Origin of the sequence: Herbaspirillum rhizosphaerae (genome assembly GCF_001189965.1) — a bacterium.
In the GTDB taxonomy this organism is placed as follows: domain Bacteria; phylum Pseudomonadota; class Gammaproteobacteria; order Burkholderiales; family Burkholderiaceae_D; genus Herbaspirillum; species Herbaspirillum rhizosphaerae.
In genome coordinates, this window is sequence record NZ_LFLU01000014.1 from 18,339 (window position 1) to 40,090 (window position 21,752).

The 21,752-nt window shown below is 61.4% G+C and carries 23 protein-coding genes; 6 read left to right on the top strand and 17 right to left on the bottom strand.

What is annotated here, in order from left to right; translation table 11 throughout:
* Positions 1–95: 95 nt before the first annotated feature.
* A complete protein-coding gene (locus AKL25_RS17425) occupies positions 96–1,025 on the top strand; it encodes a DUF808 domain-containing protein (protein WP_050478982.1) in 930 nt (309 codons plus the stop codon).
* Here the strand turns inward: AKL25_RS17425 and ruvC are convergent.
* The 8 genes from ruvC to tyrS form a co-directional block, all read right to left on the bottom strand.
* Positions 1,022–1,564: a crossover junction endodeoxyribonuclease RuvC gene (gene ruvC / locus AKL25_RS17430; protein ID WP_050478983.1), complete on the bottom strand. Its 543-nt coding sequence runs from the start codon at positions 1,562–1,564 to the stop codon at positions 1,022–1,024. The genes AKL25_RS17425 and ruvC overlap by 4 nt on opposite strands.
* A gap of 63 nt (positions 1,565–1,627) precedes the next feature.
* Positions 1,628–3,199, bottom strand: a complete 1,572-nt coding sequence (purH, locus tag AKL25_RS17435) for a bifunctional phosphoribosylaminoimidazolecarboxamide formyltransferase/IMP cyclohydrolase (protein ID WP_050479087.1) — start codon at positions 3,197–3,199, stop codon at positions 1,628–1,630.
* 120 nt (positions 3,200–3,319) lie between these two features.
* Positions 3,320–3,553, bottom strand: coding sequence for a Fis family transcriptional regulator (locus AKL25_RS17440; protein WP_007883354.1), 234 nt, complete (start codon positions 3,551–3,553; stop codon positions 3,320–3,322).
* A gap of 59 nt (positions 3,554–3,612) precedes the next feature.
* Positions 3,613–4,629 (bottom strand): tRNA dihydrouridine synthase DusB, encoded by a 1,017-nt coding sequence (dusB, locus tag AKL25_RS17445; RefSeq protein WP_050478984.1) that lies wholly within the window; start codon positions 4,627–4,629, stop codon positions 3,613–3,615.
* A 191-nt stretch (positions 4,630–4,820) separates the two neighbouring features.
* Complete coding sequence (locus tag AKL25_RS17450) at positions 4,821–5,474, bottom strand: histidine phosphatase family protein (RefSeq protein WP_050478985.1); 654 nt, start codon at positions 5,472–5,474, stop codon at positions 4,821–4,823.
* A gap of 6 nt (positions 5,475–5,480) precedes the next feature.
* Positions 5,481–6,122 (bottom strand): YbhB/YbcL family Raf kinase inhibitor-like protein, encoded by a 642-nt coding sequence (locus AKL25_RS17455; RefSeq protein WP_050478986.1) that lies wholly within the window; start codon positions 6,120–6,122, stop codon positions 5,481–5,483.
* Between the two features lie 50 nt (positions 6,123–6,172).
* Positions 6,173–6,625: a D-aminoacyl-tRNA deacylase gene (gene dtd / locus AKL25_RS17460; protein WP_050478987.1), complete on the bottom strand. Its 453-nt coding sequence runs from the start codon at positions 6,623–6,625 to the stop codon at positions 6,173–6,175.
* Between the two features lie 12 nt (positions 6,626–6,637).
* Positions 6,638–7,879 (bottom strand): tyrosine--tRNA ligase, encoded by a 1,242-nt coding sequence (gene tyrS, locus AKL25_RS17465; RefSeq protein WP_050478988.1) that lies wholly within the window; start codon positions 7,877–7,879, stop codon positions 6,638–6,640.
* Between the two features lie 313 nt (positions 7,880–8,192).
* Between tyrS and AKL25_RS17470 the strand changes: the two genes are divergently transcribed.
* Both AKL25_RS17470 and AKL25_RS17475 read left to right on the top strand, forming a co-directional pair.
* Positions 8,193–9,587, top strand: coding sequence for a M23 family metallopeptidase (locus AKL25_RS17470; RefSeq protein WP_050478989.1), 1,395 nt, complete (start codon positions 8,193–8,195; stop codon positions 9,585–9,587).
* 85 nt (positions 9,588–9,672) lie between these two features.
* Positions 9,673–10,839 carry an anhydro-N-acetylmuramic acid kinase gene (locus AKL25_RS17475; RefSeq protein ID WP_050478990.1) on the top strand — a complete coding sequence of 389 codons (1,167 nt, stop codon included), beginning with the start codon at positions 9,673–9,675 and terminating at the stop codon, positions 10,837–10,839.
* 9 nt (positions 10,840–10,848) lie between these two features.
* On the opposite strand, the gene AKL25_RS17480 is transcribed toward AKL25_RS17475, so the two are convergent.
* The 9 genes from AKL25_RS17480 to mpl all read right to left on the bottom strand — a co-directional run bounded on the left by AKL25_RS17480 (position 10,849) and on the right by mpl (position 19,921).
* The gene (locus AKL25_RS17480) at positions 10,849–11,304 is read right to left on the bottom strand and encodes a glycine zipper 2TM domain-containing protein (protein ID WP_050478991.1); all 456 of its coding nucleotides are present in this window, start codon (positions 11,302–11,304) and stop codon (positions 10,849–10,851) included.
* A gap of 212 nt (positions 11,305–11,516) precedes the next feature.
* Positions 11,517–12,482 (bottom strand): magnesium/cobalt transporter CorA, encoded by a 966-nt coding sequence (gene corA, locus AKL25_RS17485; protein WP_050478992.1) that lies wholly within the window; start codon positions 12,480–12,482, stop codon positions 11,517–11,519.
* 160 nt (positions 12,483–12,642) lie between these two features.
* Positions 12,643–13,398, bottom strand: coding sequence for a monofunctional biosynthetic peptidoglycan transglycosylase (mtgA, locus tag AKL25_RS17490; protein WP_050478993.1), 756 nt, complete (start codon positions 13,396–13,398; stop codon positions 12,643–12,645).
* 63 nt (positions 13,399–13,461) lie between these two features.
* Positions 13,462–14,292, bottom strand: coding sequence for a shikimate dehydrogenase (aroE, locus tag AKL25_RS17495; RefSeq protein WP_050478994.1), 831 nt, complete (start codon positions 14,290–14,292; stop codon positions 13,462–13,464).
* A 7-nt stretch (positions 14,293–14,299) separates the two neighbouring features.
* On the bottom strand, positions 14,300–15,187 hold the full coding sequence (locus AKL25_RS17500; RefSeq protein ID WP_050478995.1) for a TonB C-terminal domain-containing protein: 888 nt from the start codon (positions 15,185–15,187) through the stop codon (positions 14,300–14,302).
* A 46-nt stretch (positions 15,188–15,233) separates the two neighbouring features.
* Positions 15,234–17,327 carry a ribonuclease catalytic domain-containing protein gene (locus tag AKL25_RS17505; RefSeq protein WP_050478996.1) on the bottom strand — a complete coding sequence of 698 codons (2,094 nt, stop codon included), beginning with the start codon at positions 17,325–17,327 and terminating at the stop codon, positions 15,234–15,236.
* A gap of 10 nt (positions 17,328–17,337) precedes the next feature.
* The gene (locus tag AKL25_RS17510) at positions 17,338–17,907 is read right to left on the bottom strand and encodes a chorismate--pyruvate lyase family protein (protein ID WP_050478997.1); all 570 of its coding nucleotides are present in this window, start codon (positions 17,905–17,907) and stop codon (positions 17,338–17,340) included.
* Entirely contained in the window at positions 17,907–18,533 is a 627-nt protein-coding gene (locus AKL25_RS17515; RefSeq protein ID WP_050478998.1) for a YqiA/YcfP family alpha/beta fold hydrolase, read from the bottom strand. Before AKL25_RS17515 ends, AKL25_RS17510 begins: the two co-directional genes overlap by 1 nt.
* Entirely contained in the window at positions 18,530–19,921 is a 1,392-nt protein-coding gene (gene mpl, locus AKL25_RS17520; protein ID WP_050478999.1) for a UDP-N-acetylmuramate:L-alanyl-gamma-D-glutamyl-meso-diaminopimelate ligase, read from the bottom strand. The genes AKL25_RS17515 and mpl overlap by 4 nt, the downstream gene beginning before the upstream one ends.
* Before the next feature lie 88 nt (positions 19,922–20,009).
* Here mpl and AKL25_RS17525 point away from each other — a divergent pair, with 88 nt between their 5' ends.
* The 3 genes from AKL25_RS17525 (at position 20,010) to aroQ (ending at position 21,673) form a co-directional block, all read left to right on the top strand.
* Positions 20,010–20,627 (top strand): hypothetical protein, encoded by a 618-nt coding sequence (locus AKL25_RS17525; protein WP_050479000.1) that lies wholly within the window; start codon positions 20,010–20,012, stop codon positions 20,625–20,627.
* Positions 20,627–21,160 carry a TlpA family protein disulfide reductase gene (locus AKL25_RS17530; RefSeq protein ID WP_083444764.1) on the top strand — a complete coding sequence of 178 codons (534 nt, stop codon included), beginning with the start codon at positions 20,627–20,629 and terminating at the stop codon, positions 21,158–21,160. The genes AKL25_RS17525 and AKL25_RS17530 overlap by 1 nt, the downstream gene beginning before the upstream one ends.
* A 75-nt stretch (positions 21,161–21,235) precedes the next feature.
* Positions 21,236–21,673 (top strand): type II 3-dehydroquinate dehydratase, encoded by a 438-nt coding sequence (gene aroQ, locus AKL25_RS17535; protein ID WP_050479002.1) that lies wholly within the window; start codon positions 21,236–21,238, stop codon positions 21,671–21,673.
* Positions 21,674–21,752: the final 79 nt, after the last annotated feature.

Consider the following 21,752-nt stretch of genomic DNA (forward strand, 5'->3'; position numbering starts at 1 on the left):
CAGACTTGTTTGCCAGATTTGCCTAAGCGCCCCCGCTTGGGCTATTGTCTGCCCTGTTTCCCCTCAGCATTTCTCTTCCGCAAAAAAAGGACCTTATGGCCGGCAGCAGCTTTTTCGCATTGATCGACGACATCGCCAGCATCCTCGACGACGTGTCGCTGATGACCAAGGTCGCCGCCAAAAAGACGGCCGGCGTGCTGGGCGACGACCTGGCGCTCAACGCCCAACAGGTCTCCGGCGTGAACGCCGAGCGCGAACTGCCGGTGGTGTGGGCGGTGGCGGTGGGCTCGCTGAAGAACAAGGCGATTCTGGTGCCGGCGGCACTGGCCATCAGCGCCTTTGCGCCATGGGCGGTGACGCCGCTGCTGATGCTGGGCGGGGCCTTTCTGTGCTTTGAAGGATTCGAGAAGCTGGCGCATCAATATCTGCCGCATGAGGAAGAGCAACATGAAGCGGCGGCCGGCGACACCGACGACGCCTCCAGCGAGCAAGACAAGATCAAGGGCGCGATCCGCACCGACTTCGTGCTGTCGGCAGAGATCATCGCCATCACGCTCGGCACCGTCGCCGGTGCGCCTTTGCAGCAGCAAATCATCGTGCTGGTCGGCATCGCGCTGATCATGACTGTCGGCGTGTACGGCGTGGTGGCCGGCATCGTGAAACTCGACGATGGCGGTTTGTATTTATTGCGCACGGGCGGCGCAAGCGGCTTCGGCCAGTTCAAGCAGCGCGTCGGCCGCGCCATTCTGGTCGCGGCGCCTTACATGATGAAGAGCCTCACCGTCATCGGCACGGTGGCGATGTTCATGGTCGGCGGCGGCATCCTGACGCATGGCATTCCGCCGGTGCATCATTGGATTGCGGACATGAGTGCACCGCTTGCGGCGGTGCCTGCGGTGGGCGGCTTGTTGTCGGCGATTACGCCGTCGGTCATCGATGCGGTGTTCGGCGTGATTGCCGGCGGCGTGGTGTTGCTGGCGGTGGAAGCGGTGAAACGCGTACTGAAACTCTTCAGGAAAAACTAGCCGATCAGGCGACCGCCGCGCACGCGCAGTCCCTTCTTCGCCAATCCCGGCGCAAGCGCCCCGAGCGCGCTCAAGGCTTCGCCGCTATGCGCGTGGCAGATCGCCACACCCAGCGCATCGGCAGCATCGGTGCCGGGCAAACCCGGCAGCGCCAGCAAGCGCTGCACCATATCCTGCACCTGCTGTTTCTGCGCCTTGCCGTGCCCGGCCACGGCCTGCTTGACCTGCAGCGCGGTGTATTCCGCCACCGGCAGATCGGCATTCACCAGCGCGCAAATCGCCGCGCCGCGCGCTTGCCCGAGCAGCAGCGTGGATTGCGGATTGACGTTGACGAAGACTTTTTCGATCGCTGCGCAGTCGGGCGCGTAAGTCTTGATGACTTCGCCGACGCTGGAAAGAATGACTTTGAGCCGTTGCGGCAAATCGGCATCCGGCGTCTTGATGGTGCCGGAGGCGATATAGGTGAGCTTGGTGCCCTGCTTGTGGATCACGCCAAAACCGGTGGTCCGCAAGCCGGGGTCGATGCCGAGAATTTTCATGGAGAGAGTCTAAACGATCTCGTCGATTCCCGGCATCCGTTGTTGCGTATGAAGCTTAGGCGATTAATGACGGAAGTGGCGTGTACCTGTGAGCAACATGACCACATCGCGCTCATCCGCAGCATCAATCACTTCCTGATCGCGCATCGAGCCGCCCGGATGGATCACGCAGGTCGCGCCTGCATCCACCACCACGTCCAGACCGTCGCGGAACGGGAAGAAAGCGTCCGACGCCACCGCCGAACCGGCCAGCGTCAGGCCGGCGTTCTGCGCCTTGATCGACGCGATGCGGGCGGAGTCGATGCGGCTCATCTGGCCGGCGCCGACGCCCAGCGTCATGCCGTTGCCGCAGAACACGATGGCGTTGGACTTGACGAACTTGGCGACGCGCCAGGCGAACATCAGGTCTTGCAATTGTTGCGGTGTCGGTTGCTTCTTGCTGACGACCTTGACGTCGGCCAGCAGCACGTTCTTGGCGTCCGGCGATTGCACCAGCAGGCCGCCGCCGACGCGCTTGAAGTCATACGCATTCAAGCCATTGCCCAAGGGGATTTCTAGCAGACGCACGTTTTGCTTGGCGGCGAAAATCTTTTTCGCTTCGGCGCTGAAGGAAGGTGCGATCAGCACTTCGACGAATTGCTTGGCGACCGCTTCGGCGGCTGCGCCGTCGAGTTCGCGGTTGAAGGCGATGATGCCGCCGAAGGCGGAAGTCGGATCGGTCTGCAAGGCCTTGCTGTACGATTCCAGCGGATTGGCGCCAACCGCCACGCCGCATGGATTGGCATGCTTGATGATGACGCAGGCTGCGGTATCGGCAGCGTCGAAGGTCTTGACGCATTCCCACGCGGCATCCGCGTCGGCGATGTTGTTGAACGACAGTTCCTTGCCTTGCAACTGGGTGTAGTTGGCCAGCGCGCCGTCGCTCTTCTTGATGTCGCGGTAGAACGCCGCCGATTGATGCGGGTTTTCGCCGTAGCGCATGTCCTGGACTTTTTCGAAGTGCAGGTTCAGCGTGTCGGGGTAGGCGCTGCGGGTGGTGTGCTGCTTGTCTTCGCCCAGCGAGGTGAAATAATTGGTGATGGCGCCGTCGTATTGCGCGGTGTGCGCGAACACTTTCTTGGCCAGCGCGAAGCGCTTCTCGTACGGCAGGTCGCCGCTTGCCTGCAGATCAGCCAGCACGCCGGCGTAGTCAGTCGGGTCGCAGATGACGACCACGTCCTTGTGATTCTTGGCCGACGAACGCAGCATGGCCGGGCCGCCGATGTCGATGTTTTCGATCGCATCTTCCAGCGAGCACTCTTGCTTGGCCACGGTTTGCTGGAACGGATACAGGTTCACCACCACCATGTCGATGGTCGGGATGCCGTGCTTGTCCAGCGCAGCAACGTGCTCGGGAAAATCGCGGCGCGCCAGGATGCCGCCGTGCACCTTCGGATGCAGCGTCTTGACGCGACCGTCCAGCATTTCCGGGAAACCGGTGTAGTCGGCGACTTCAGTCACCTTGACGCCGTTGTCGGCCAGCAGCTTGGCGGTGCCGCCGGTGGACAGGATGTTGACGCCCATGGCGGACAGCGCGCGTGCAAAGTCGAGCACGCCGGCTTTGTCGGAAACGGAGATGAGTGCTTGTTTGATCATGATGGCATGAAGGTAAATGAAGGAATCCGGTGGTGAGACCGGCGGCGTCTGCAATCAGGGGACGCCGCCGTATGTAAGTGATACATGCAAGCGCTGCATGTACGCGACTACAGCCTGCGGTTACAACAAGCCGTGCTGCTGCAGCTTCTTGCGCAAGGTATTGCGATTGATACCGAGAATTTCTGCGGCCTGGGACTGATTGCCGTCGGCGCGCGCCATCACTGCTTCGAAGATCGGTTTCTCGACCGTCAAAACAACCATGTCATACACATTGGATGGCAATTGCTCGCCCAGATCCTTGAAATACTTGTCAAGGCTCTTCCTGACGACATCCTCGATACTTTCTTTACTCATTACTCAGTGCTTCTATTCTTTTTAGTCTGTTAATCGATAACCTTCAGTCCCGCTCACAGCTAAGCTGCAAGCGCCTGTTCGGCAATCCCGTATTGTAACCGCTCGCCATATGCCGCCTGCGATTCGAAGAAATCGCGTACCGCGTTCCACTGCAGCTGGCAGTCTTCGAGGCGATTCATGCGTTGCCGGAATTCTTCTCCTTCCGGCAGGTCGCGGACATACCATCCGATGTGCTTGCGCGCCGTGCGCACGCCGAGATACTCGCCGTAGAACGCATAGTGCGCCTGCAAATGTTCCAGCATCAGTTCTTGTACCTCGGCCACCATCGGCGCCGGCAGATGCGTGCCGGTGCGCAGGAAGTGGTCGATCTCGCGGAAGATCCACGGCCGCCCTTGCGCCGCGCGGCCGATCATGACGGCATCGGCGCCGGTCACGGCCAGCACGTGCCTGGCGCGCTCGGGCGTGGTGATGTCGCCGTTGGCGACCACCGGAATTTTCACTGCTGCCTTGACGGCGGCGATGGTCTCGTACTCGGCTTCGCCGCTGTAACCGTCGGCGCGCGTGCGGCCGTGCAGCGTCAGCATGGCGATGCCGCTCTGCTCGGCCATGGCGGCGATGCTCAGGGCGTTCTTGTTTTCGCGATTCCAGCCGGTGCGGAATTTCAAGGTCACCGGCACGTCGACCGCCTTCACCACCGCGTCGAGAATCTGGCCGACCAGCTTTTCGTTTTGCAACAGGGCCGAACCGCACCAGCTGTTGCAGACTTTCTTGACCGGGCAGCCCATGTTGATGTCGATGATCTGCGCGCCGCGGTCAACGTTGTGTTTGGCGCAGTCGGCCAGCATAGCCGGATCGGCGCCGGCGATCTGCACCGCTTTCGGCTCCATCTCGCCGTCGTGGTTGGTGCGGCGGGAAGTCTTCTCGCTCTGCCACAGGCGCGGATCCGACGCCGCCATTTCCGAGACGGCATAACCCGCGCCCAACTGCTTGCACAGTTGACGGAAAGGACGATCCGTCACACCCGCCATGGGGGCGACGAAAACCTTATTGCGCAGGGAATGCGGGCCGATATTCACGGATCTCTGGACGCGTGAGCGTGTGGTTGCTGGGGAAGGGCGCTATTTTAGCGCGATTGGCCCTGCGCCCCAACAAGAATCGGTCTTGCAGCGCAATGCTGACGGAGAATTATCCAATAAGCAATATTCCGTCATATCCGGCGCCGCAGAACGCTTTGCCGCGAAACCGGCGCAAGACGAGCACCGCGTCGTCAGCGATCGACTTCGTCGAGCACCTGCGGCGTGAGATGGGCGATATCCGCCCACTGTTTGATGTGGATGCGCTCGCCGTCCCATTGCAGGCGGTTGATGCTGGCGTTGAAGATGTCGAAATCGCGTGCGTGCGCAAAGCCGGTCTGCCTGGCCCAGCGGTAGATGCATTCCAGCACGCCGCCATGGGTGACGATGGCGATCTTGCGGTGGCCGTCGGCAGCAACCTGGCGTGCGATGGCGCTGACGGCGCCGACCGCGCGCACGGAGAATTCGCGCATGGTTTCGGCGATGCGTTCGCCGGCCGGATAGCGCGCATCGAGTTCGCGCGACTTCCACGCGGCAAAATCTTCCGGATAACGCTGCTGGATGTCGTGATGCTGCAAGCCCTCGAAGCCGCCGTAGCAGCGCTCGCGCAAGGCCGGATCGATCTGCACCGCCTTGCCTTGCCGCGTCGCCACCGCCTGCGCCGTGTCGCGCGCACGCTGCAGGTCGCTGGCGTAGATCGCATCCAGCGGCTCGTTTTCGAGCGCGCGCCCGAGCGCCGCGGCCTGCCGCTGCCCCTCGGCGTTAAGAGGAATATCGATGTGCCCTTGCAGGCGTTTATCAACGTTCCAATCGGTTTCGCCGTGGCGGATCAGCAGGATGTCGAGCATGGGTCTTTACTTGATTAATGCAGGGTTCAGTGTGTAGGTGCCGGTGATGCTGGCCTGGGCGAGCACATGGCCTTGCAGGGCGTTGTGCACGTCGGTGCCGGTGAATTTTCCGGTCACTGTCAGTTGCTCCTGATCCACCGCATACAGCGTGAAAACATAGCGGTGCACGATGGCGTCGTTCCATGGCGGACAAGGGCCGTCGTAGCCGAAGTAATCGCCGCTCATGTCGCCGTCGCCGGCAAACCAGCTGGTGTAATCGTTGAGGCCGTGGCGCGCGCCGGACAGCGGATCGCCCGGAATCGCCGGACCGGCCTTGCCGCGTGTGGTGACAGCGCTGCTGAATTGGCCGGCGGCCAGCTCGACGACGCCTGCCGGAATGTCCACCAGGCTCCAGTGGAAGAAGTCGACGCGCGGCAGATCGGCCGGCACGGTCTTGTCTTCCTGGTTGACGTCGTCGCCGCGCGACGGCACGTCGGGGTCATGCACGACCAGCACCAAGGATTTGGCGCCGGACGGCACGTCGCTCCATGCGAGGTGCGGATTTTTGTTGGACGACAACGCTATGTGGCTTTTGGCGTCGGGCACCGCAAAGGCGAATTCGCCCGGGATGGCCGCACCGTCTTGAAAAGAATCGCTCCAGAGTTTCATGTGTGCTCTCCTTTGAAAATCAGCCTGCTATTGAATACTGCGAAATATCGTCAGGCAGTTGCCGGTTTCACCTGCAGCCAGAATGTAACCGGACCGTTGTTGGTCAGCGAAACCTGCATGTCGGCGCCGAAGCGCCCCGTCTGCACCATGCCGTGCCTGGCTTTCGCCTGTGCGACAAAGTGGTCGAACAGCCGCCGGCCGTCTTCCGGCGCGGCGGCCGGTGTGAATGACGGCCGCGTGCCGGAGCGCGTATCGGCCGCCAGTGTGAACTGCGGCACCAGCAGCAGACCGCCCTGCACGTCCGTCACACTGCGGTTCATCTTGCCGGCATCGTCGGCGAACACGCGGTAAGCCAGCAGCTTGCCGAGCAAGAGATCGGCTTCCTTCTCGGTGTCGCCGCGTTCGGCGCAGACCAGTACCATCAGGCCGGCGCCGATCGCGCCGATCTGCTCGCCTTCCACTACGACATCAGCTTTGCTGACTCGTTGCAATAATCCGATCATGCGCGGTAATTATTAAGACAAGGTGACGCGTGCAAATTTGCGCTTGCCGACTTGCACCACGAACACGCCGGCCTCGACCTTCAGGCCCTTGTCGCTGATCACCGTGCCGTCGATACGCACGCCGCCCTGCTCCACCATGCGCAAGGCTTCCGAGGTGGAAGCGCACAGATTAGCCTGCTTGAGCAACTGACCGATACCCAGCGGCGCGCCGGCCAGGCTGACTTCCGGCACGTCGTCCGGAATGCCGCCCTTGGAGCGGTTGACGAAATCGGCCAGCGCGTCTTCGGCAGCTTGCTGCGAATGGAAACGCGCGACGATTTCCTGCGCCAGCGCCACCTTGACGTCGCGCGGGTTCTTGCCGCCTTCGACTTCGGCCTTGAAGCCGGCGATGTCGGCGATCGAACGGAACGACAGCAGCTCGTAGTAACGCCACATCATCACGTCGGAAATGCTCATCACCTTGGCGAACATGGTGTTGGCCGGTTCGGTGATGCCGATGTAATTGTTCTTGGACTTGGACATCTTCTCGACGCCGTCCAGGCCTTCCAGCAGGGGCATGGTCAGGATGCATTGCGGTTCCTGGCCGAAATCCTTTTGCAGCTCGCGACCGACCAGCAGGTTGAACTTCTGGTCGGTGCCGCCCAGCTCCAGGTCGGCCTTGAGCGCGACTGAGTCGTAGCCCTGCATCAGCGGATACAGGAATTCATGCACCGAAATCGGCGTGCCTTCCTTGAAGCGCTTGGTGAAATCGTCGCGCTCCATCATGCGCGCCACGGTGTAGCGCGAGGCCAGCTGGATCATGCCGCGGCTGCCGAGCGGATCGCACCATTCGGAGTTGTAACGGATCTCGGTTTTGGCCGCATCCAACACCAGGCTGGCCTGGGCGAAATAGGTCTTGGCGTTGGTTTCGATCTGCTCGCGCGTGAGCGGCGGACGGGTGGCATTGCGGCCGGACGGGTCGCCGATCATCGAGGTGAAGTCGCCGATCAGGAAGATCACGGTATGGCCGAGATCCTGCAACTGGCGCATCTTGTTCAAGACCACGGTGTGGCCCAGATGCAGGTCGGGAGCGGTCGGGTCCAGGCCCAGCTTGATGCGCAGCGGTTGGCCGCTTTGTTCGGCGCGCGCCAGTTTCTGCGCGAATTCGCTTTCGATGAGCAACTCGTCGACGCCGCGCTTGGCGACGGCGAGCGCCTCCAGGACTTTATCGGACAGAGGCAAGGGGGCTTTGGATGTAGGCTGTTCGGCGTTCATTGATATAACTAAAAAATAGACTTTTGTAGGACAGTACCGGATTGACGCTTTGCTATAATCGCGCTTTCGTCTTTCTGCCGCACGCCATCTAGAAGCGCAATCAGCAGAGAATTAGCATTCATCGCCTGTCAAGAATCTGTAAAAGCGTGCGTCATCGGGGAGTCATTGACGATGCCTGCAGTTGAGCAGCAATACGAGTCGAGTGTCCTGTTGATTATCGGCAAGACAACAAACGGAATGATCCGTCTTCTCTCATTGCTTTTCCTGCAACAGAATTCGGAACAGGCGTAAACGGTAGATTTTAACGTATTGCATGTTCCCTAAAGATAAATTCGCGCGCGCCGCCTCCCTGTACCGCACCGCCCATCTCTACTGCCACGAGAAATTTCACGGTTCTTCCCGCAAGACCAAGATTCTTTCCGCCGGCGCTCTGTTCCTCGGCGCGTTCACCATCGGCGCCGCCGGCTTTGCGCCTGCCGAGCCTGACACCTCCGATGCGCCGGTCCATCCCATCACCAAGGACCTGGCCCTGCCCGATCTGAAGCAACAGATCGCGCAACTGGAAGAACGCAACGACTTTTACGTCAACGAAGAAAAAGTCCGCGCCGGCGACACCCTGGCAACTTTGCTGACCCGTCTCGGCGTCGATGACGACGAAGCCGCCAGCTTCATCAAATCCGATACCCTGGCGCGCACCGTCATGCAGTTGCGCGCCGGCAAGCGCGTCATGGCGCGCACCTCAGAAGACGGCGAACTGCAGCAACTGACCGCCACCCTGAGCGACGGCCGCGACGGCCCGATCAACAATCTGGTGATCGCGCGCGACGGCGACAAGTTCAAGGCAACGACTGCGCCTGCGGTACTGGAACGCCGCGTCGAAATGCGTTCGGGCCAAATCCGCTCGTCGCTGTTCGCCGCCACCGACAACGCCCAGATCCCCGACAGCATCGCGACGCAGATCGTCGACATGTTCGCCACCAACATCAACTTCGCGTCGGACCTGCGCCGCGGCGATCGTTTCAACGTGGTGTACGAGACCTTCTACAACAACGGCGAACCGGTACGCACCGGCCGCGTGCTGGCAGGCGAATTCACCAACGCCGGCAACACCTACCAGGCCGTCTGGTTCGATGAGCCGGGCAGCAAGATCGGCGGCGGTTATTACTCTTTCGACGGCAAGTCGCTGAAGAAAGCCTTTCTCAAGTCGCCGCTGGCCTTTACGCGTATTTCGTCGGGCTTCTCAATGCGTGTGCATCCCATCCTCGGCATCTGGAAGCAACACACCGGCGTCGACTTCGCCGCACCGACCGGCACGCCTATCCATGCGTCCGGCGACGGCGTGGTGGATTTCGTCGGCCAGCAAAACGGCTACGGCAACATCGTCGTGATCAAGCACTGGAGCGGTTATTCCACCGCCTACGGCCACATGAGCCGCTTTGCCTCCGGCCTGCGCAAGGGCGACAAGATTGCCCAGGGCGAAGTGATCGGCTACGTCGGCATGACCGGCTGGGCGACCGGGCCGCATCTGCACTACGAATTCCGCGTCAACAACGTGCCGCGCAATCCGCTGTCGGTGGACGTGCCGAACGCGCAACCGCTGGGCGGCAACCAACTGGCGCGCTTCCGCGGCGTGTCGGCCGACATGAACCGCCGCCTGTCGCTGCTGCGCCCTGCCGACGGCAAGGACGTGACGCTGGCTTCGCGCTAAACGCCCGGACGACGACGCGCGCCGAGCGTACAAAACCGGTGATGGAATCGCTGTAAAATGCAGCGATCCCATCACCGGTTTTTTTATGTCCGCCGATCTCGATCCCCCTCGTTCCGCTTCCTCTTCCCTGTACATCGGTCTGATGTCCGGCACCAGCCTGGACGGCGTCGATGGCGTGCTGGCGTCATTGCCGGCCGACGGATCAGCGATGGCGACACTGGCGACGGCTTACGTGCCTTTTCCCGACGATTTGCGCGCAGCGCTGATGGCGCTGCAGGCCAGCGGCGAAAACGAATTGCAGCGTGAGGCCATGGCCGCCAATCAGCTGGTCGTGTACTACGCGCAATGTGTGGCCGAGCTGCTGGAGAAGAGCGCCATCCCGGCAGCCTATATCCGCGCCGTCGGCGTCCATGGTCAAACCATCCGCCACCGGCCTGAGCTGGGCTACACGCGCCAGACCAATAATCCCTCGCTGCTGGCGGAGTTGTGCGGCATCGACGTGATTGCGGATTTCCGCAGCCGCGACGTCGCCGCCGGCGGCCAGGGCGCACCGCTGGTGCCGGCCTTCCATCAGGCGGTGTTCGGCAACGAAGAACAGGCGCGCGTGGCGGTCAACATCGGCGGCATCAGCAACATCAGCATCCTGCCGGCCGGCACGCAGGAAGCGACCTCCGGCTTCGACACCGGCCCGGGCAATGTGTTGATGGATGCCTGGATCGCGCGCCATCAAGGCCGGAGCTACGACGCCGACGGCGCCTGGGGCGCGTCCGGCAAACCCGATGCAGCCTTGCTGGCGGCCTTGCGCAACGAAGCCTATTTTGCCTTGCCGCCTCCCAAGAGCACCGGGCGCGACCTGTTCCATATCGAATGGCTGGATGCGCAACTGGCCGCCCCGGCCCATGTGCATCTGTCGCCTGCCGACGTGCAGGCGACGCTGACCGCCTTCACCGCCGGCACCATCGCCGATGCAATCCTCAGGCATGCGCCGCAGACCGGCGCCGTGTACGTATGCGGCGGCGGCGCTTACAACGCCTATCTGTTGAGATTACTGGAAGAGACTTTATCGGCCGGCGCAGGACGCGCCATCCCGGTGCTGTCCACCGAAACGCTGGGCATTGCGCCCAACCACGTGGAAGCACTGGCATTCGCCTGGCTGGCGCAACGCTTCTGCCTGCGCTTGCCGGGCAACCTGCCGGCGGTCACCGGCGCACGCGGCCTGCGCGTGCTGGGCGGACTTTATCCGGCACAGTAATTACAGTCATTAATATCGGTACACGCGACCGCCATCAAGGCGGACCCGGTCGCCGACGCGCAAGTTGTCGGTGCTGTCCTGGGCGAAGCTTTGCATGGAGCCGTCGTTCATGCGCACGCGGATGTTGTAGACCTCGCGTCCGCCGTGATTTCTCTGCACCTGATTGCCAACCACACCGCCACCTACGGCGCCGGCGACGGTTGCCGCAGTCCGGCCCGAACCACTGCCGATCTGGTTACCCAATAGCCCGCCTACCACGCCGCCGATGACAGCACCGCCAACACCGCTGCTTTCCTGATGGCTGACTTCAATCTCTTCGATCACGCCGGTATTGGAATTGGAATACGACGGCGGCGCATTGGGGCCGGTTGGCGGCGAACGATAGTCGGGCCCGCCGGCGCAACCGTTGAGCAGCGCGATCATGCTCAAGCCGACGGCGAGCAGGGAGACGTAATGGTGTTTCATGCTGAGATCCTTTTGCGCGCATAAGTGATGCGCTCATTATCAGCCGGGGTGGCGTCCGACAACATCAGCGGAAAACCCAAAGCGCTGTCAGACATTACCCGCACGGCATCGATGGAGTAGCGAGCCGCAGCGAGCGTGACCCACGCAGTAACAAGCGCCGCGAGATGCCGGGCGCAAAGAAAAAAATGCGGATGAAAAGAGCGGGATCTGGATTAATTCAACCAGCCGCGTCGGCGGAAATACCAGAATGGCGCGATCGCCGAGCCGACCATCATCAGGATGGCGAGCGGATAACCGACGATCCAATCCAGTTCCGGCATGACCTTGAAGTTCATGCCGTAGATACTGGCAATCAAGGTCGGCGGCAGGAAGGCGACCGAGGCCACCGAGAAGATCTTGATGATCTTGTTCTGGTTGATGTTGATGAAACCGACGGTAGCGTCCATCAGGAAGTTGATCTTGTCGAACAGGAAGGCGGTGTGGCCGTCCAGCGACTCGATGTCGCGCAGGATCTGGCGCGCATCTTCGAATTGCTCCGAGCTCAACAGGCGGCCGCGCATCAGGAAGCTGACCGCTCGGCGTGTATCCATCATGTTGCGGCGGATGCGGCCGTTCAGATCTTCCTCGTGGGCGATGGTGTTGAGTACCTCGGCGGCGGCCTGGTCGGACAGGCTCTTCTTGAGCACGCTGTGGCTGACGGCTTCGAGCTTCTGGTAAATGCCTTCCAGCGCGTCGGCCGAATACTCGGCGTCGGTTTCATACAGATCGAGCAGTACGTCGCGGTAGTCGCCGATCGAACCGGGCCGCGAACGCGCGCGCATGCGCACCAGGCGAAACACCGGCAAGTCTTCGGCGTGTACGGAAAACAGGATGTTGCGCGCCAGGATGAAAGCCACGGTCATGGTGGCCGAGGCGTCGTCTTCACCTTCGAACAGGAAGTCGGTGCGCAGGTGCAGGTCGCCGTTTTCGGCTTCGAAATAACGTGCGGAGGCTTCGATGTCGCTGAATTCGTCTTCGTCCGGCAGGGTCACGCCGTAGATGCTTTTGACCCAGGCGCGCTCGTCGTCGGTCGGCTCAGTCAGGTCGACCCAGACCGGCACGATATTTTCCAGATCGCTGCGGCTGTCGATATTGACCTGGTTCAGTCGACCATTTTGCAAAACAAAAACATTAATCATGTGATCTCACTGTCAGGGCAAGTCGACTGGACGGACGATGTGGTAACGGCGCTGTAACGGTGCGGTAACAAAGCGGTTTCCGGCCCGCCATAGAACTGGAACGCAAGTGTACGTTCAAGCCTGCCCGCAGGCAAGCGCCGAGAACAGGGGCGATTTCCGGCTATTTTTTTGCGGACGGCCTGGCGTTGGATTTTGCCGGCGGCTTTTCCACCGGCTTCACCGGCGGCAGTTCGGCGGCGCCCATGCGGCGCAGGATCAGGCCGGTGCGATTGGCGAGGTAGGCGGAGCCGGGATTCTTGTCATAGAAGCGCGGGCGCGGCAACATCACCGCCAGCCTTGCCGCCTGGCTCGGCCCCAGGTTGGCCGCGCTGGTTTTGTAGTAGTGCAGCGACGCCGCCTCGGCGCCGAACACGCCGTTGCCCCATTCGACCACGTTGAGGTAGATCTCGAAGATGCGCTGCTTGTCCATCAGGAATTCCAGCATGTAGGTGATGACGAACTCCTGCGCCTTGCGCACATAGCTGCGCTCGCCGGAGAGAAATAAATTCTTCGCCAGTTGCTGGGTAATGGTAGAACCGCCGGCGACGACCTTGCCCTTCTTGTTATTCTTTTCGTAGGCTTTTTGCAGTGCATCCCAGTCCACGCCTTCATGCTCGGAGAAATTGGAATCCTCCGACGCGATGATGGCGCGCTTGAGATTGTTGGAAATGCGGTTGTAGGGCACCCAGCGGAATTGCAGCTGCGCGTTGGGATTTTTTTCCTGCAGGATGGACAACTGCTGGCGCATGAAACTGGTCGAGTCGGGATTGTGATCGACCCACCACCAGATCTGCACGAAGAAATACAGTTGCAGCAGCAACACTAAGGTGAGAGGCAGCACGATCAGCCACAGGAACAGCTTGCGCAAGAGCTTCATTTTTCTGATGTTTGTTATTGATTGATACAGCGCCCGGTGCCGGGTAGTCCTGAAACTACAGCTTCAACTTTGATTCAGTTGCGCGCGCAAGGCGGCAAATACATCGGCTGTTTCCGGCCGCACACCGCGCCACAAGAAGAACGCTTCGGCCGCCTGCTCCACCAGCATGCCCAGACCATCCCGTGCAACGGCGCCGTGACGCGCGGCGAACTCCATGAACACCGTCGGCTGCTTGCCGTACATCATGTCGTAGGCCAGTGTTGTTGCCAATGCAGTGCGCGAGAAAACGCCCGGCGGAATCGGCGGCACATCGGCCGCAAGGCTGGCGGAAGTCGCGTTGATCACCACATCGAAGGCACCACTCAGCTGCGCATATTCGGCCGCTGCCAGATTGCCGTATTCGGCGAACTGCGCCGCCAGCTCCTGCGCCTTGGCGTGGGTGCGGTTAGCCAGCACCAGCTCAGCCGGCTTCTGTTCCAGCAAGGGCAGCAAGGCGCCGCGCGAAGCGCCGCCGGCGCCCAGCAGCAGGACGCGTTTGCCGGCCAGCGCGACGCCGGCGTTGTGGACGATATCCACCACCAGTCCGGCGCCGTCGGTGTTGTCGCCGAGGATGCTGCCGCCTTCAAATTTAAGCGTATTGACCGCCCCCGCCAGGCGCGCACGATCTGTTAAGCGATCAGCCAGCGCATGCGCTTCCAGCTTGAAAGGCACCGTGACGTTGGCGCCTTTGCCGCCGTTGGCGATGAACACCTTGACCGCCGCCTTGAAGCCTTGCAGCGGCGCCAGCAGGCGCTCGTAGCTCAGTTGCTGCGCGGTCTGCGCGGCGAACTGCGCGTGGATCTCGGGCGACTTGCTGTGGGCAATCGGATTGCCGATGACGACGTATGCATCCATTTTCTTATCAGCGTGAGCTGCTCATGTCAGTCTGCAAAGTTTCCTCGTGCGTAAAACGGAAACGCGTGATGATTTCCCAGATGTCGTCTTTGCTGGTGGTGCGCATGTTGTCGGGAAAGCGGCCGAACGGCGCCGAGCGCCGCACGATCGCCAGCGCCGCACTGTCCAGCGCGGCATTGCCGGAGCCGCGCTCAATGCGCGCACCGCCTTCTTTTTCATAAATCGTACCGTCCTGGAAAACCGGGATATAAATCACCAGTTCGCCGTACAGCTTCTTGCCATCCCGCTGCGGAAAGTTCAGCGTGCCGAGCCGTTCGATCTTTTCCTGCATGGCCTTGTAATACAAAGCGTAGCCGGCCTCGCGGGTGCGCGCGGTGATCTGCGTCTTCTTCGGTCGCTTATTGTAATCCTCGATGTTCTTGGCGACTTCGGCTTCCATGCGCGCCACCGCCTTGGCGGTGTCCAGCAAGTCCCTGGCGTTGATCTGCGGCGTGACTTCCTTCGGTTTCTCGCGCTCTGGCGTGGCCACGGTCGGCGTGGCCTTGTTCATCTGCGACAGAATCTTCTGCTGCTGCGCTTCCAGCTCGGCCACCTTGCGCTGCGCCGCCTTGACGCTGTCGCCATTCTCGACCTTGCGCATGTCCGGCAACGGCGACTTGGCGCGGCCTTCATTGGCGTTGCCGCCGCCGTCCAGGTTCGCTTGCGCAATGGCGTCGGCCTTGACCGGCGCCTTGTCGTGCTTGGCGTTGACCAGGATCACTTCCAGCCCCGGATCGGCAGGCTTGAGCCTGAACGCGTCCGGCGCGGCAAAGTGCACGCCCAGCAGGACCGCGTGGATCGCCACGGAGCCGGCCAGAGCGATGGTCAGGAAGCGATTGTCGGCGAAATATTTCACAAGTGCATCACTAGATGGAAAACGCGATTTTACGCCAAAGCCGGGGTCATTCCGCAGCCGGGACAGGGGTGGCGCCGGCAGTCTCGCCACTGCCGGTGCTTTCAGCGTCCTCGGCCGGCTCTCCCGGCTCTTGCGCTTCTTCGGCCGCTGCCTCGGCGTCCTCTACCGCAGCATCTTCCATACCTTGCAGCATGGCTTCGTCTTCGTCGTCCATCGGCTCGGCGTCAGCAGGCTGCTGCGCGCTCGGAATTTCCAGCAGGCGCGCTTCCACGGTCAGATCGACTTCGTCCCAGCGCAACAGATCGAGCTTGACCTGCAAGCCGCGCGCAACCTGCGGCATGCCCGGCAGGCGAATCACCAGCGGTATGTCGACCAGACGCAGGATCTCGTCCTTGAGCACCACGGCGTCGACCTGACGCGCCTGTTCCTGCGCCAGCCAGCGCAGGCACCAGTAGCGCTCCATGCCGGACTGGAAGTCGGCATAGCCGGAGTAAGCCGAATCGAATGCGGAAACGATGGCGAACAAGTCGGCGTCGCGCGGCTTGAACGGCGCCGCCAGCGGCGCGGTGACGCCGTGCTCCAGGCAAGCCAGGATTTGCCACTGATTGACCAGATCGGTATAGCGGCGCAGCGGCGAGGTGCTCCAGGCATATTGATCGACGCCCAGACCCTGGTGCGGCGCGGCGTGCGTGACCATGCGCACTTGCATCTTGGCGGCCCAGCCGCCGGCGCCGCCGCCTTGCGCGCGGTAGATGCCCGGCACGCCATGGTCGGCCATGAATTTGCCCCAGGTGCTGTTGGCGAAGATCATCAGTTCGGCAACGATCTTGTCCAGCGGCGCACCGCGCTTGCGGCGCGTGATCGTGACCACGTCGTTGTCGACGTAGAAGTTGAAATCGACGCGGTTGTTCTGTTCCGGACGCAGCCCGAAACTTTCGCGCTTGGCCATGCGGCCCTGCTCCAGCACTTGCACCCATTGCCACAGCAGGCTGATGTCGTCCTTGTGCGGATACTCGCCGCTGTTGTTCGCCAATGCTTCTTCGGTGACCAAAGCATCCAGATCGTTGTGGCGCAGGTTGGCGGAAATCGGCACGATCTCGGCGCGCGTCTCGGTCGAAATCACCGACCAGTCCGACGGATCGAGCGTGGCGTACAGCGACAATGCCGGGCAGTTCTTGCCTTCGTCGAGCGTGAACGCTTCGACCAACGAGTCGGGCAGCATGGTGATTTTTTCGCCGGGCATGTAAACCGTCGACATGCGCTGGCGCGCCATGGCGTCGAGCGCGTCGTCGCGCTTGATGCCCAGGCCGGGCGCCGCGATGTGGATGCCGACGCGCACCTTGCCGTCGGCCAGTTTGACGACGGACAGCGCATCGTCGATTTCCGTGGTGGTGACGTCGTCGATGGAGAACGCCTGCACGTCGGCCAACGGCAAATCGGCGGGCATGGCAGGAATCTTCACCTCAGGGAAACCGCTGCCCTTGGGGAAGAATTCGAACAGGAACTTGGCGTAGTGCAGATCCTTGGGCGACGCCAGGCCGCCGGTCGACAGCATCAGGCGCTGCGGCGTGGTTTGCAATTCCTTGCAGGCGGTGTCGAGCGCCTTGAATTCGATGCCGTTCTTGTCGGGACGGAACAGCAATTGCAGCGCCATGGTCTTGAACGACTCCGGCAATTTTCCGGCCTTCAGCTCTTCGACATATTGCGCCTGCACCAGCGCCTGCTGCTTTTTCTTTTCGACGCCGGCCAGCGCGGCTTGCAGCGAAGCGATCGGCGCCGCCTTGTAACGGCCCTTGCCCTTGCGGTAAAAATAGATCGGCGCCGAATGCAGGCGCACCAGCAAACCGGCGGCCTCATGCGGCAGCGGCGCATGGCCGAAATATTCGGCGCCCAGCTCGGCAAAGCCGAACTCTTCTTCACCCGCGACTTCCCACAGGAAATCGAGGTCGATGTCCTGCGCGACGGCCTGAGCATCTTCCAGCAACTTGGCCGGGCTCGGCGAGGCGAACTGCAGCATCACGTCCTTGGACTTGACCTTGCTGCGCTTGCCCGACGCCATTTCGACCTGATAGGCCTCGCCTTGCTGCGACAGCACGGCGCCAGCCTTGAAATCGCCGGATTCTTCAAAAAATAAATTCATCGATTGTTGCTTACATATTCAATGCCATCAGCGTACTGAGGGCGGGTAAAAAAACATCGGTCACCAGCATGACGCTGCCGTGACGACGAAACAGAGACCGGCGCGCATACAAAGGCTGCAGCGGCGGCTGAGAGTGAAGATCGAGCGCCTGGCGCACGCGGCGCACCAGCGGATGGCCGGCATGCAGGCGGGCAAATTGAATCGGCGCGCGCGTGACCAGCGGATCGGAAAACAAACTGCCGCCCAGCGGACGATTGCCGAGACGACGAAAAAACGGCCAGGCCGCAGCTGAAGCCAACGGCGTGACGGTATGCCCGAACAACACCGGGTGGCCGTCGCAATGCAGAATCACATCGCGCTCTTCGACCGCTTCGCGCGGCGTCAGTCCGAGCAAGCGGCATTCATCCTGCAAGGCGTTGCCGGGACGCTGGCGCAGACGCTGCACGCGCAGTTCGTCGCAACGCGCCCGCAGCTTGAAGGTCATCGAGCCGGGATCCGCCAGCCATTGCCGCAACAGCGGTCCGGCCTGCACCGCGTTCGGATGATCGAACCAGCGCGCGCGGCCAAGCAGCTTCTCCATCAGCTTAGTGCCTCGTCGCCGGCTTGCAAGCTATTCGGCGGATTCAAAGGGTTGAGCGGCACGATGCCGCAAAACGCCAGCACTTCGTCGGCATAGTCGGCGAATTCGCTGATGCCGTGGTCGCTGCCTTCGATCACGATTTGCTTCGCACCCGGGTAATGCGCCGTCATCTCGCGCCAGTCCAATACTTCGTCGCCGGTGGCGGCGATCAGGAAATAACGTTCGGGACGGGTAATCTTGTCCACGACCAGGGCGCGCAACTCGTCGATGTAGGCATGCTTGAACTCGAACGGCTCGTCGGAGTGATATTGCGTGGTGACGCCGACGTAGGATTCCAGATCGCGCGGCGGCTTGACGGCCGGGTTGAGCAATACTGCGCGGCAACCGAGATGCTCGGCCAGCCAGGTGGCGTAAAAACCGCCCAGCGACGAGCCGACCACCGTCAGTTGCTCCGCAGGAAATTGCTGCGCGTAGCGCAACGCCAAGTTGATCGCTTGCGCCGGCGACGCCGGCAGTTGCGGGCAGTAGTACTCGGGCAGGCGTCCCAGCGCCTGCATGCGTTCGGCCATGTGACGCGCCTTGAACGATTGCGGCGACGAGCGAAAGCCGTGCAGATACAAGATCATGCGAGCGCGTCCAGCAGCTTCTGATGGACGCCGCCGAAACCGCCGTTGCTCATGACCAGTACATGATCGCCCGGGCGTGCCGCTTGTTGAATCGCCTGCACCAGCGCGCCGAGGTCGTCGAAGGCCTGCGCCTTGCCGCCCAGCGGCGACAGCGCTTGCGCCAGGTCCCAACCCAATGCTTCCTTGCCGCTGCCCTTGGCGCCGTAGCCGAACACCAGGTCGGCCTCGGTCAGGCTGGCGGGCAATGCATCTTTCATGGTGCCCAGCTTCATGGTGTTCGAACGCGGTTCGAGTACGGCGAGGATGCGCGCCGATCCGATTTTTTTGCGCAAGCCGGCGACCGTAGTAGCAATCGCGGTCGGGTGATGGGCGAAATCGTCGTAGACGGCGATGTTGTTGACCGTGCCGCGCAACTCCATGCGGCGTTTGACGTTTTCGAATTTCTCCAGGGCAGCGATGGCTTGCGCTGCCGGCACACCGACGTGACGCGCAGCGGCAATTGCGGCCAGCGCATTCATGCGGTTGTGCTCGCCGGTCAGCGACCAGCGCACGGTGCCTTGCTGTTCGCCGTTGAAGGCGATGTCGAAACTGCCGTCGTCGTGGGTCTTGAGCGACCAGCCGGCCTGACCTGCATCGACGCCGAAATTCTCGTGCTCGCTCCAGCACCCGCGCGCAATCACGCGCTCCAATGCAGGTTCGCGTCCATTGACGACGAGGCGGCCAATGCCCGGCACGGTGCGCACCAGATGGTGGAATTGCGTTTCGATGGCGGCCAGATCCGGGAAGATGTCGGCGTGATCGTATTCGAGGTTGTTCAGAATCGCGGTCTTGGCATGGTAGTGCACGAACTTGCTGCGCTTGTCGAAGAAGGCGGTGTCGTATTCATCGGCTTCGATGACGAAGAAGATCGAGTCTTCCTTTTTGCCGTTTTTCTCACCCGACAGACGCGCCGAGATGCCGAAATTCATCGGCACGCCGCCGATCAGGAAGCCTGGTGCATAGCCGCAGTCTTCCAGTATCCAGGCCAGCATGGCTGACGTCGTGGTCTTGCCGTGCGTGCCGGCCACCGCCAGCACCCATTTGTCCTGCAGGATGTGATTGCCCATCCATTCCGGCCCCGACACGTAAGGCAGGCCGCGGTTGAGGATTTCTTCCATCAGCGGATTGCCGCGCGAGACTACATTGCCGATGACGAACAGATCGGGCTGCAACTTGACTTGCTCGGGGTCGAACCCCTGGATCAATTCGATGCCCTGAGCTTCCAGCTGCGTGCTCATGGGCGGATAGACATTGGCGTCGCATCCGGTGACCTTGTGACCGGCTTCTTTCGCCAGTACCGCCAGGCCGCCCATGAAGGTGCCGCAAATGCCGAGGATATGAATATGCATAGTGAATCTTGATAAGGAATCCCGAGATTTTACCTGAGCGGAGGGCCTCCTCGGGCGATAACTACAAGCTCAGAGTATTATTGCGGCCATGCATCAGACCGACATCGAACTCTTACGCTCAGAAATCGCCGCCGCGGCCGCCCGCATGATTGCCGAGGACGGGGCCGACTACGCCACCGCCAAGCGCAAGGCGGCGCGCCAGATCCTGGGCGACAGCAAGACGCGCGGCGACATTCTGCCGGATAACGCACAGATCGAAGAAGAAGTCCGCCTGTATAACGAACTGTTCTTCGGCGAAACCCAGCCCGCTCGTTTATTGCATTTGCGCCAACTGGCCGTGCAATTAATGGAGGAACTCGCGCGCTTCAATCCTTATCTGACCGGGGCGGTGCTCAATGGCACGGCCGGCGAACACTCCGATATCCATTTGCAATTATTTACATCGAGCGCGAAGGATGTCGAAATTTATCTGTTGAACAAGAATATCAACTTCGACGTCAGCGAAAGCACGCATTTCAAAGGCCGGCATGAGCCTGTCGAAACGCTGAGCTATCTGCTGCCGCAACGGGGCGCCGCGCCGGAAGGCGTGCATCTGGCGGTGTATGATGTCGACGACTTGCGCGGCGGCATCAGGACCGCGCCCGGCAAACGCGCCGAACGTGCCGATATCGATGCGGTACGCCGCCTGATCATGGAAGAAAGCTGATGAAGACGCGAAACATATTGCTGTTTATTCTGGTCGCCGCCATCGCCGCGGGCGTCGGCATGTACACCAGCCACAAGCAAAACCAGCCTGTACCGCAAACGCCCGAGGCGAAAGCCGTCGCCAACCTGTTCGCGCAGACCATGCCCGACGTCGCCGGCAAACCGCAGGCCTTGTCGCAATGGAAAGGCAAGCCGGTCATCATCAACTTCTGGGCCACCTGGTGTGCGCCGTGCGTGGAAGAAATGCCGGAACTGGCGGCGCTGCAGGCGGAAGTCGCACCGGTGCAAATTATCGGCATCGGCGTCGATTCCCAGGAGAACATCGCCCAGTTTGCAGAAAAATTCCATATCTATTATCCTCTCTACGTTGCCGGGACCGGCGCCACCGATTTGCTGCGGCAATTCGGCAATCAAGCCGGCGGCCTCCCCTTCACCGTTCTGGTGGGACTGGACGGAAACCTCAAAAAGGTCTATCTTGGGCGCCTGAATTTCGATGAGCTGCGCCGCGACCTGGCCTCCCTCAAAAACATGTAATTAAAGTTTTTCTTGCCAAATGAAGGCATTTGACGGCAAAATGCGCGCATCGTCGTCAAACGGAGCCTTATCTCCATGGCAATAAACCTTCTCCTCCTCAATGGACCCAACCTGAATTTGCTGGGCACCCGGGAGCCTGAAGTCTACGGATCCACCACCCTGGCAGACATCGAGCAGCGCGCGGCCTTGCAGGCCGGCAAAGCCGGCGCCACGCTCAACGCATTCCAAAGCAATCATGAAGGCGCGCTGATCGACCGCATTCATGCCGCGAGGAAAGAAGGCGTCGACGCCATCGTGATCAACCCAGGCGGCCTGACCCACACCAGCGTGGCCTTGCGCGATGCGCTGGCCGGCGTGGCGATACCGTTCGTGGAAGTGCATATATCCAATATTCATCAGCGCGAAGAGTTTCGCCATTTTTCATACCTGTCCGGTATTGCCAAGGCCGTGCTGTGCGGCTTCGGCGTCGACGGCTACCGTCTGGCAATTGATCATCTGCTCCAGCAGCCATAAGGACACCACCCCGATTTTCCGGCCGGCATCGCCGCGTGGCATTCAACGCAGGACGTTGAACATGAGACGATGCCGGCCT

What these genes read in the sequence shown, in the direction of transcription:
- mtgA (WP_050478993.1), bottom strand. Translation starts at nt 13,398, where the DNA reads ATGAAGCTCTTGCGCAAGCTGTTCCTGTGGCTGATCGTGCTGCCTCTC.
- dtd (WP_050478987.1), bottom strand. Translation starts at nt 6,625, where the DNA reads ATGATCGGATTATTGCAACGAGTCAGCAAAGCTGATGTCGTAGTGGAA.
- ruvC (WP_050478983.1), bottom strand. Translation starts at nt 1,564, where the DNA reads ATGAAAATTCTCGGCATCGACCCCGGCTTGCGGACCACCGGTTTTGGC.
- AKL25_RS17455 (WP_050478986.1), bottom strand. Translation starts at nt 6,122, where the DNA reads ATGAAACTCTGGAGCGATTCTTTTCAAGACGGTGCGGCCATCCCGGGC.
- aroQ (WP_050479002.1), top strand. Translation starts at nt 21,236, where the DNA reads ATGGCAATAAACCTTCTCCTCCTCAATGGACCCAACCTGAATTTGCTG.
- AKL25_RS17480 (WP_050478991.1), bottom strand. Translation starts at nt 11,304, where the DNA reads ATGAAACACCATTACGTCTCCCTGCTCGCCGTCGGCTTGAGCATGATC.
- AKL25_RS17525 (WP_050479000.1), top strand. Translation starts at nt 20,010, where the DNA reads ATGCATCAGACCGACATCGAACTCTTACGCTCAGAAATCGCCGCCGCG.
- aroE (WP_050478994.1), bottom strand. Translation starts at nt 14,292, where the DNA reads ATGGATGCATACGTCGTCATCGGCAATCCGATTGCCCACAGCAAGTCG.
- AKL25_RS17510 (WP_050478997.1), bottom strand. Translation starts at nt 17,907, where the DNA reads ATGGAGAAGCTGCTTGGCCGCGCGCGCTGGTTCGATCATCCGAACGCG.
- AKL25_RS17515 (WP_050478998.1), bottom strand. Translation starts at nt 18,533, where the DNA reads ATGATCTTGTATCTGCACGGCTTTCGCTCGTCGCCGCAATCGTTCAAG.
- mpl (WP_050478999.1), bottom strand. Translation starts at nt 19,921, where the DNA reads ATGCATATTCATATCCTCGGCATTTGCGGCACCTTCATGGGCGGCCTG.
- AKL25_RS17425 (WP_050478982.1), top strand. Translation starts at nt 96, where the DNA reads ATGGCCGGCAGCAGCTTTTTCGCATTGATCGACGACATCGCCAGCATC.
- tyrS (WP_050478988.1), bottom strand. Translation starts at nt 7,879, where the DNA reads ATGAACGCCGAACAGCCTACATCCAAAGCCCCCTTGCCTCTGTCCGAT.
- AKL25_RS17450 (WP_050478985.1), bottom strand. Translation starts at nt 5,474, where the DNA reads ATGCTCGACATCCTGCTGATCCGCCACGGCGAAACCGATTGGAACGTT.
- purH (WP_050479087.1), bottom strand. Translation starts at nt 3,199, where the DNA reads ATGATCAAACAAGCACTCATCTCCGTTTCCGACAAAGCCGGCGTGCTC.
- AKL25_RS17440 (WP_007883354.1), bottom strand. Translation starts at nt 3,553, where the DNA reads ATGAGTAAAGAAAGTATCGAGGATGTCGTCAGGAAGAGCCTTGACAAG.
- AKL25_RS17530 (WP_083444764.1), top strand. Translation starts at nt 20,627, where the DNA reads ATGAAGACGCGAAACATATTGCTGTTTATTCTGGTCGCCGCCATCGCC.
- AKL25_RS17505 (WP_050478996.1), bottom strand. Translation starts at nt 17,327, where the DNA reads ATGAATTTATTTTTTGAAGAATCCGGCGATTTCAAGGCTGGCGCCGTG.
- corA (WP_050478992.1), bottom strand. Translation starts at nt 12,482, where the DNA reads ATGATTAATGTTTTTGTTTTGCAAAATGGTCGACTGAACCAGGTCAAT.
- AKL25_RS17475 (WP_050478990.1), top strand. Translation starts at nt 9,673, where the DNA reads ATGTCCGCCGATCTCGATCCCCCTCGTTCCGCTTCCTCTTCCCTGTAC.
- AKL25_RS17470 (WP_050478989.1), top strand. Translation starts at nt 8,193, where the DNA reads ATGTTCCCTAAAGATAAATTCGCGCGCGCCGCCTCCCTGTACCGCACC.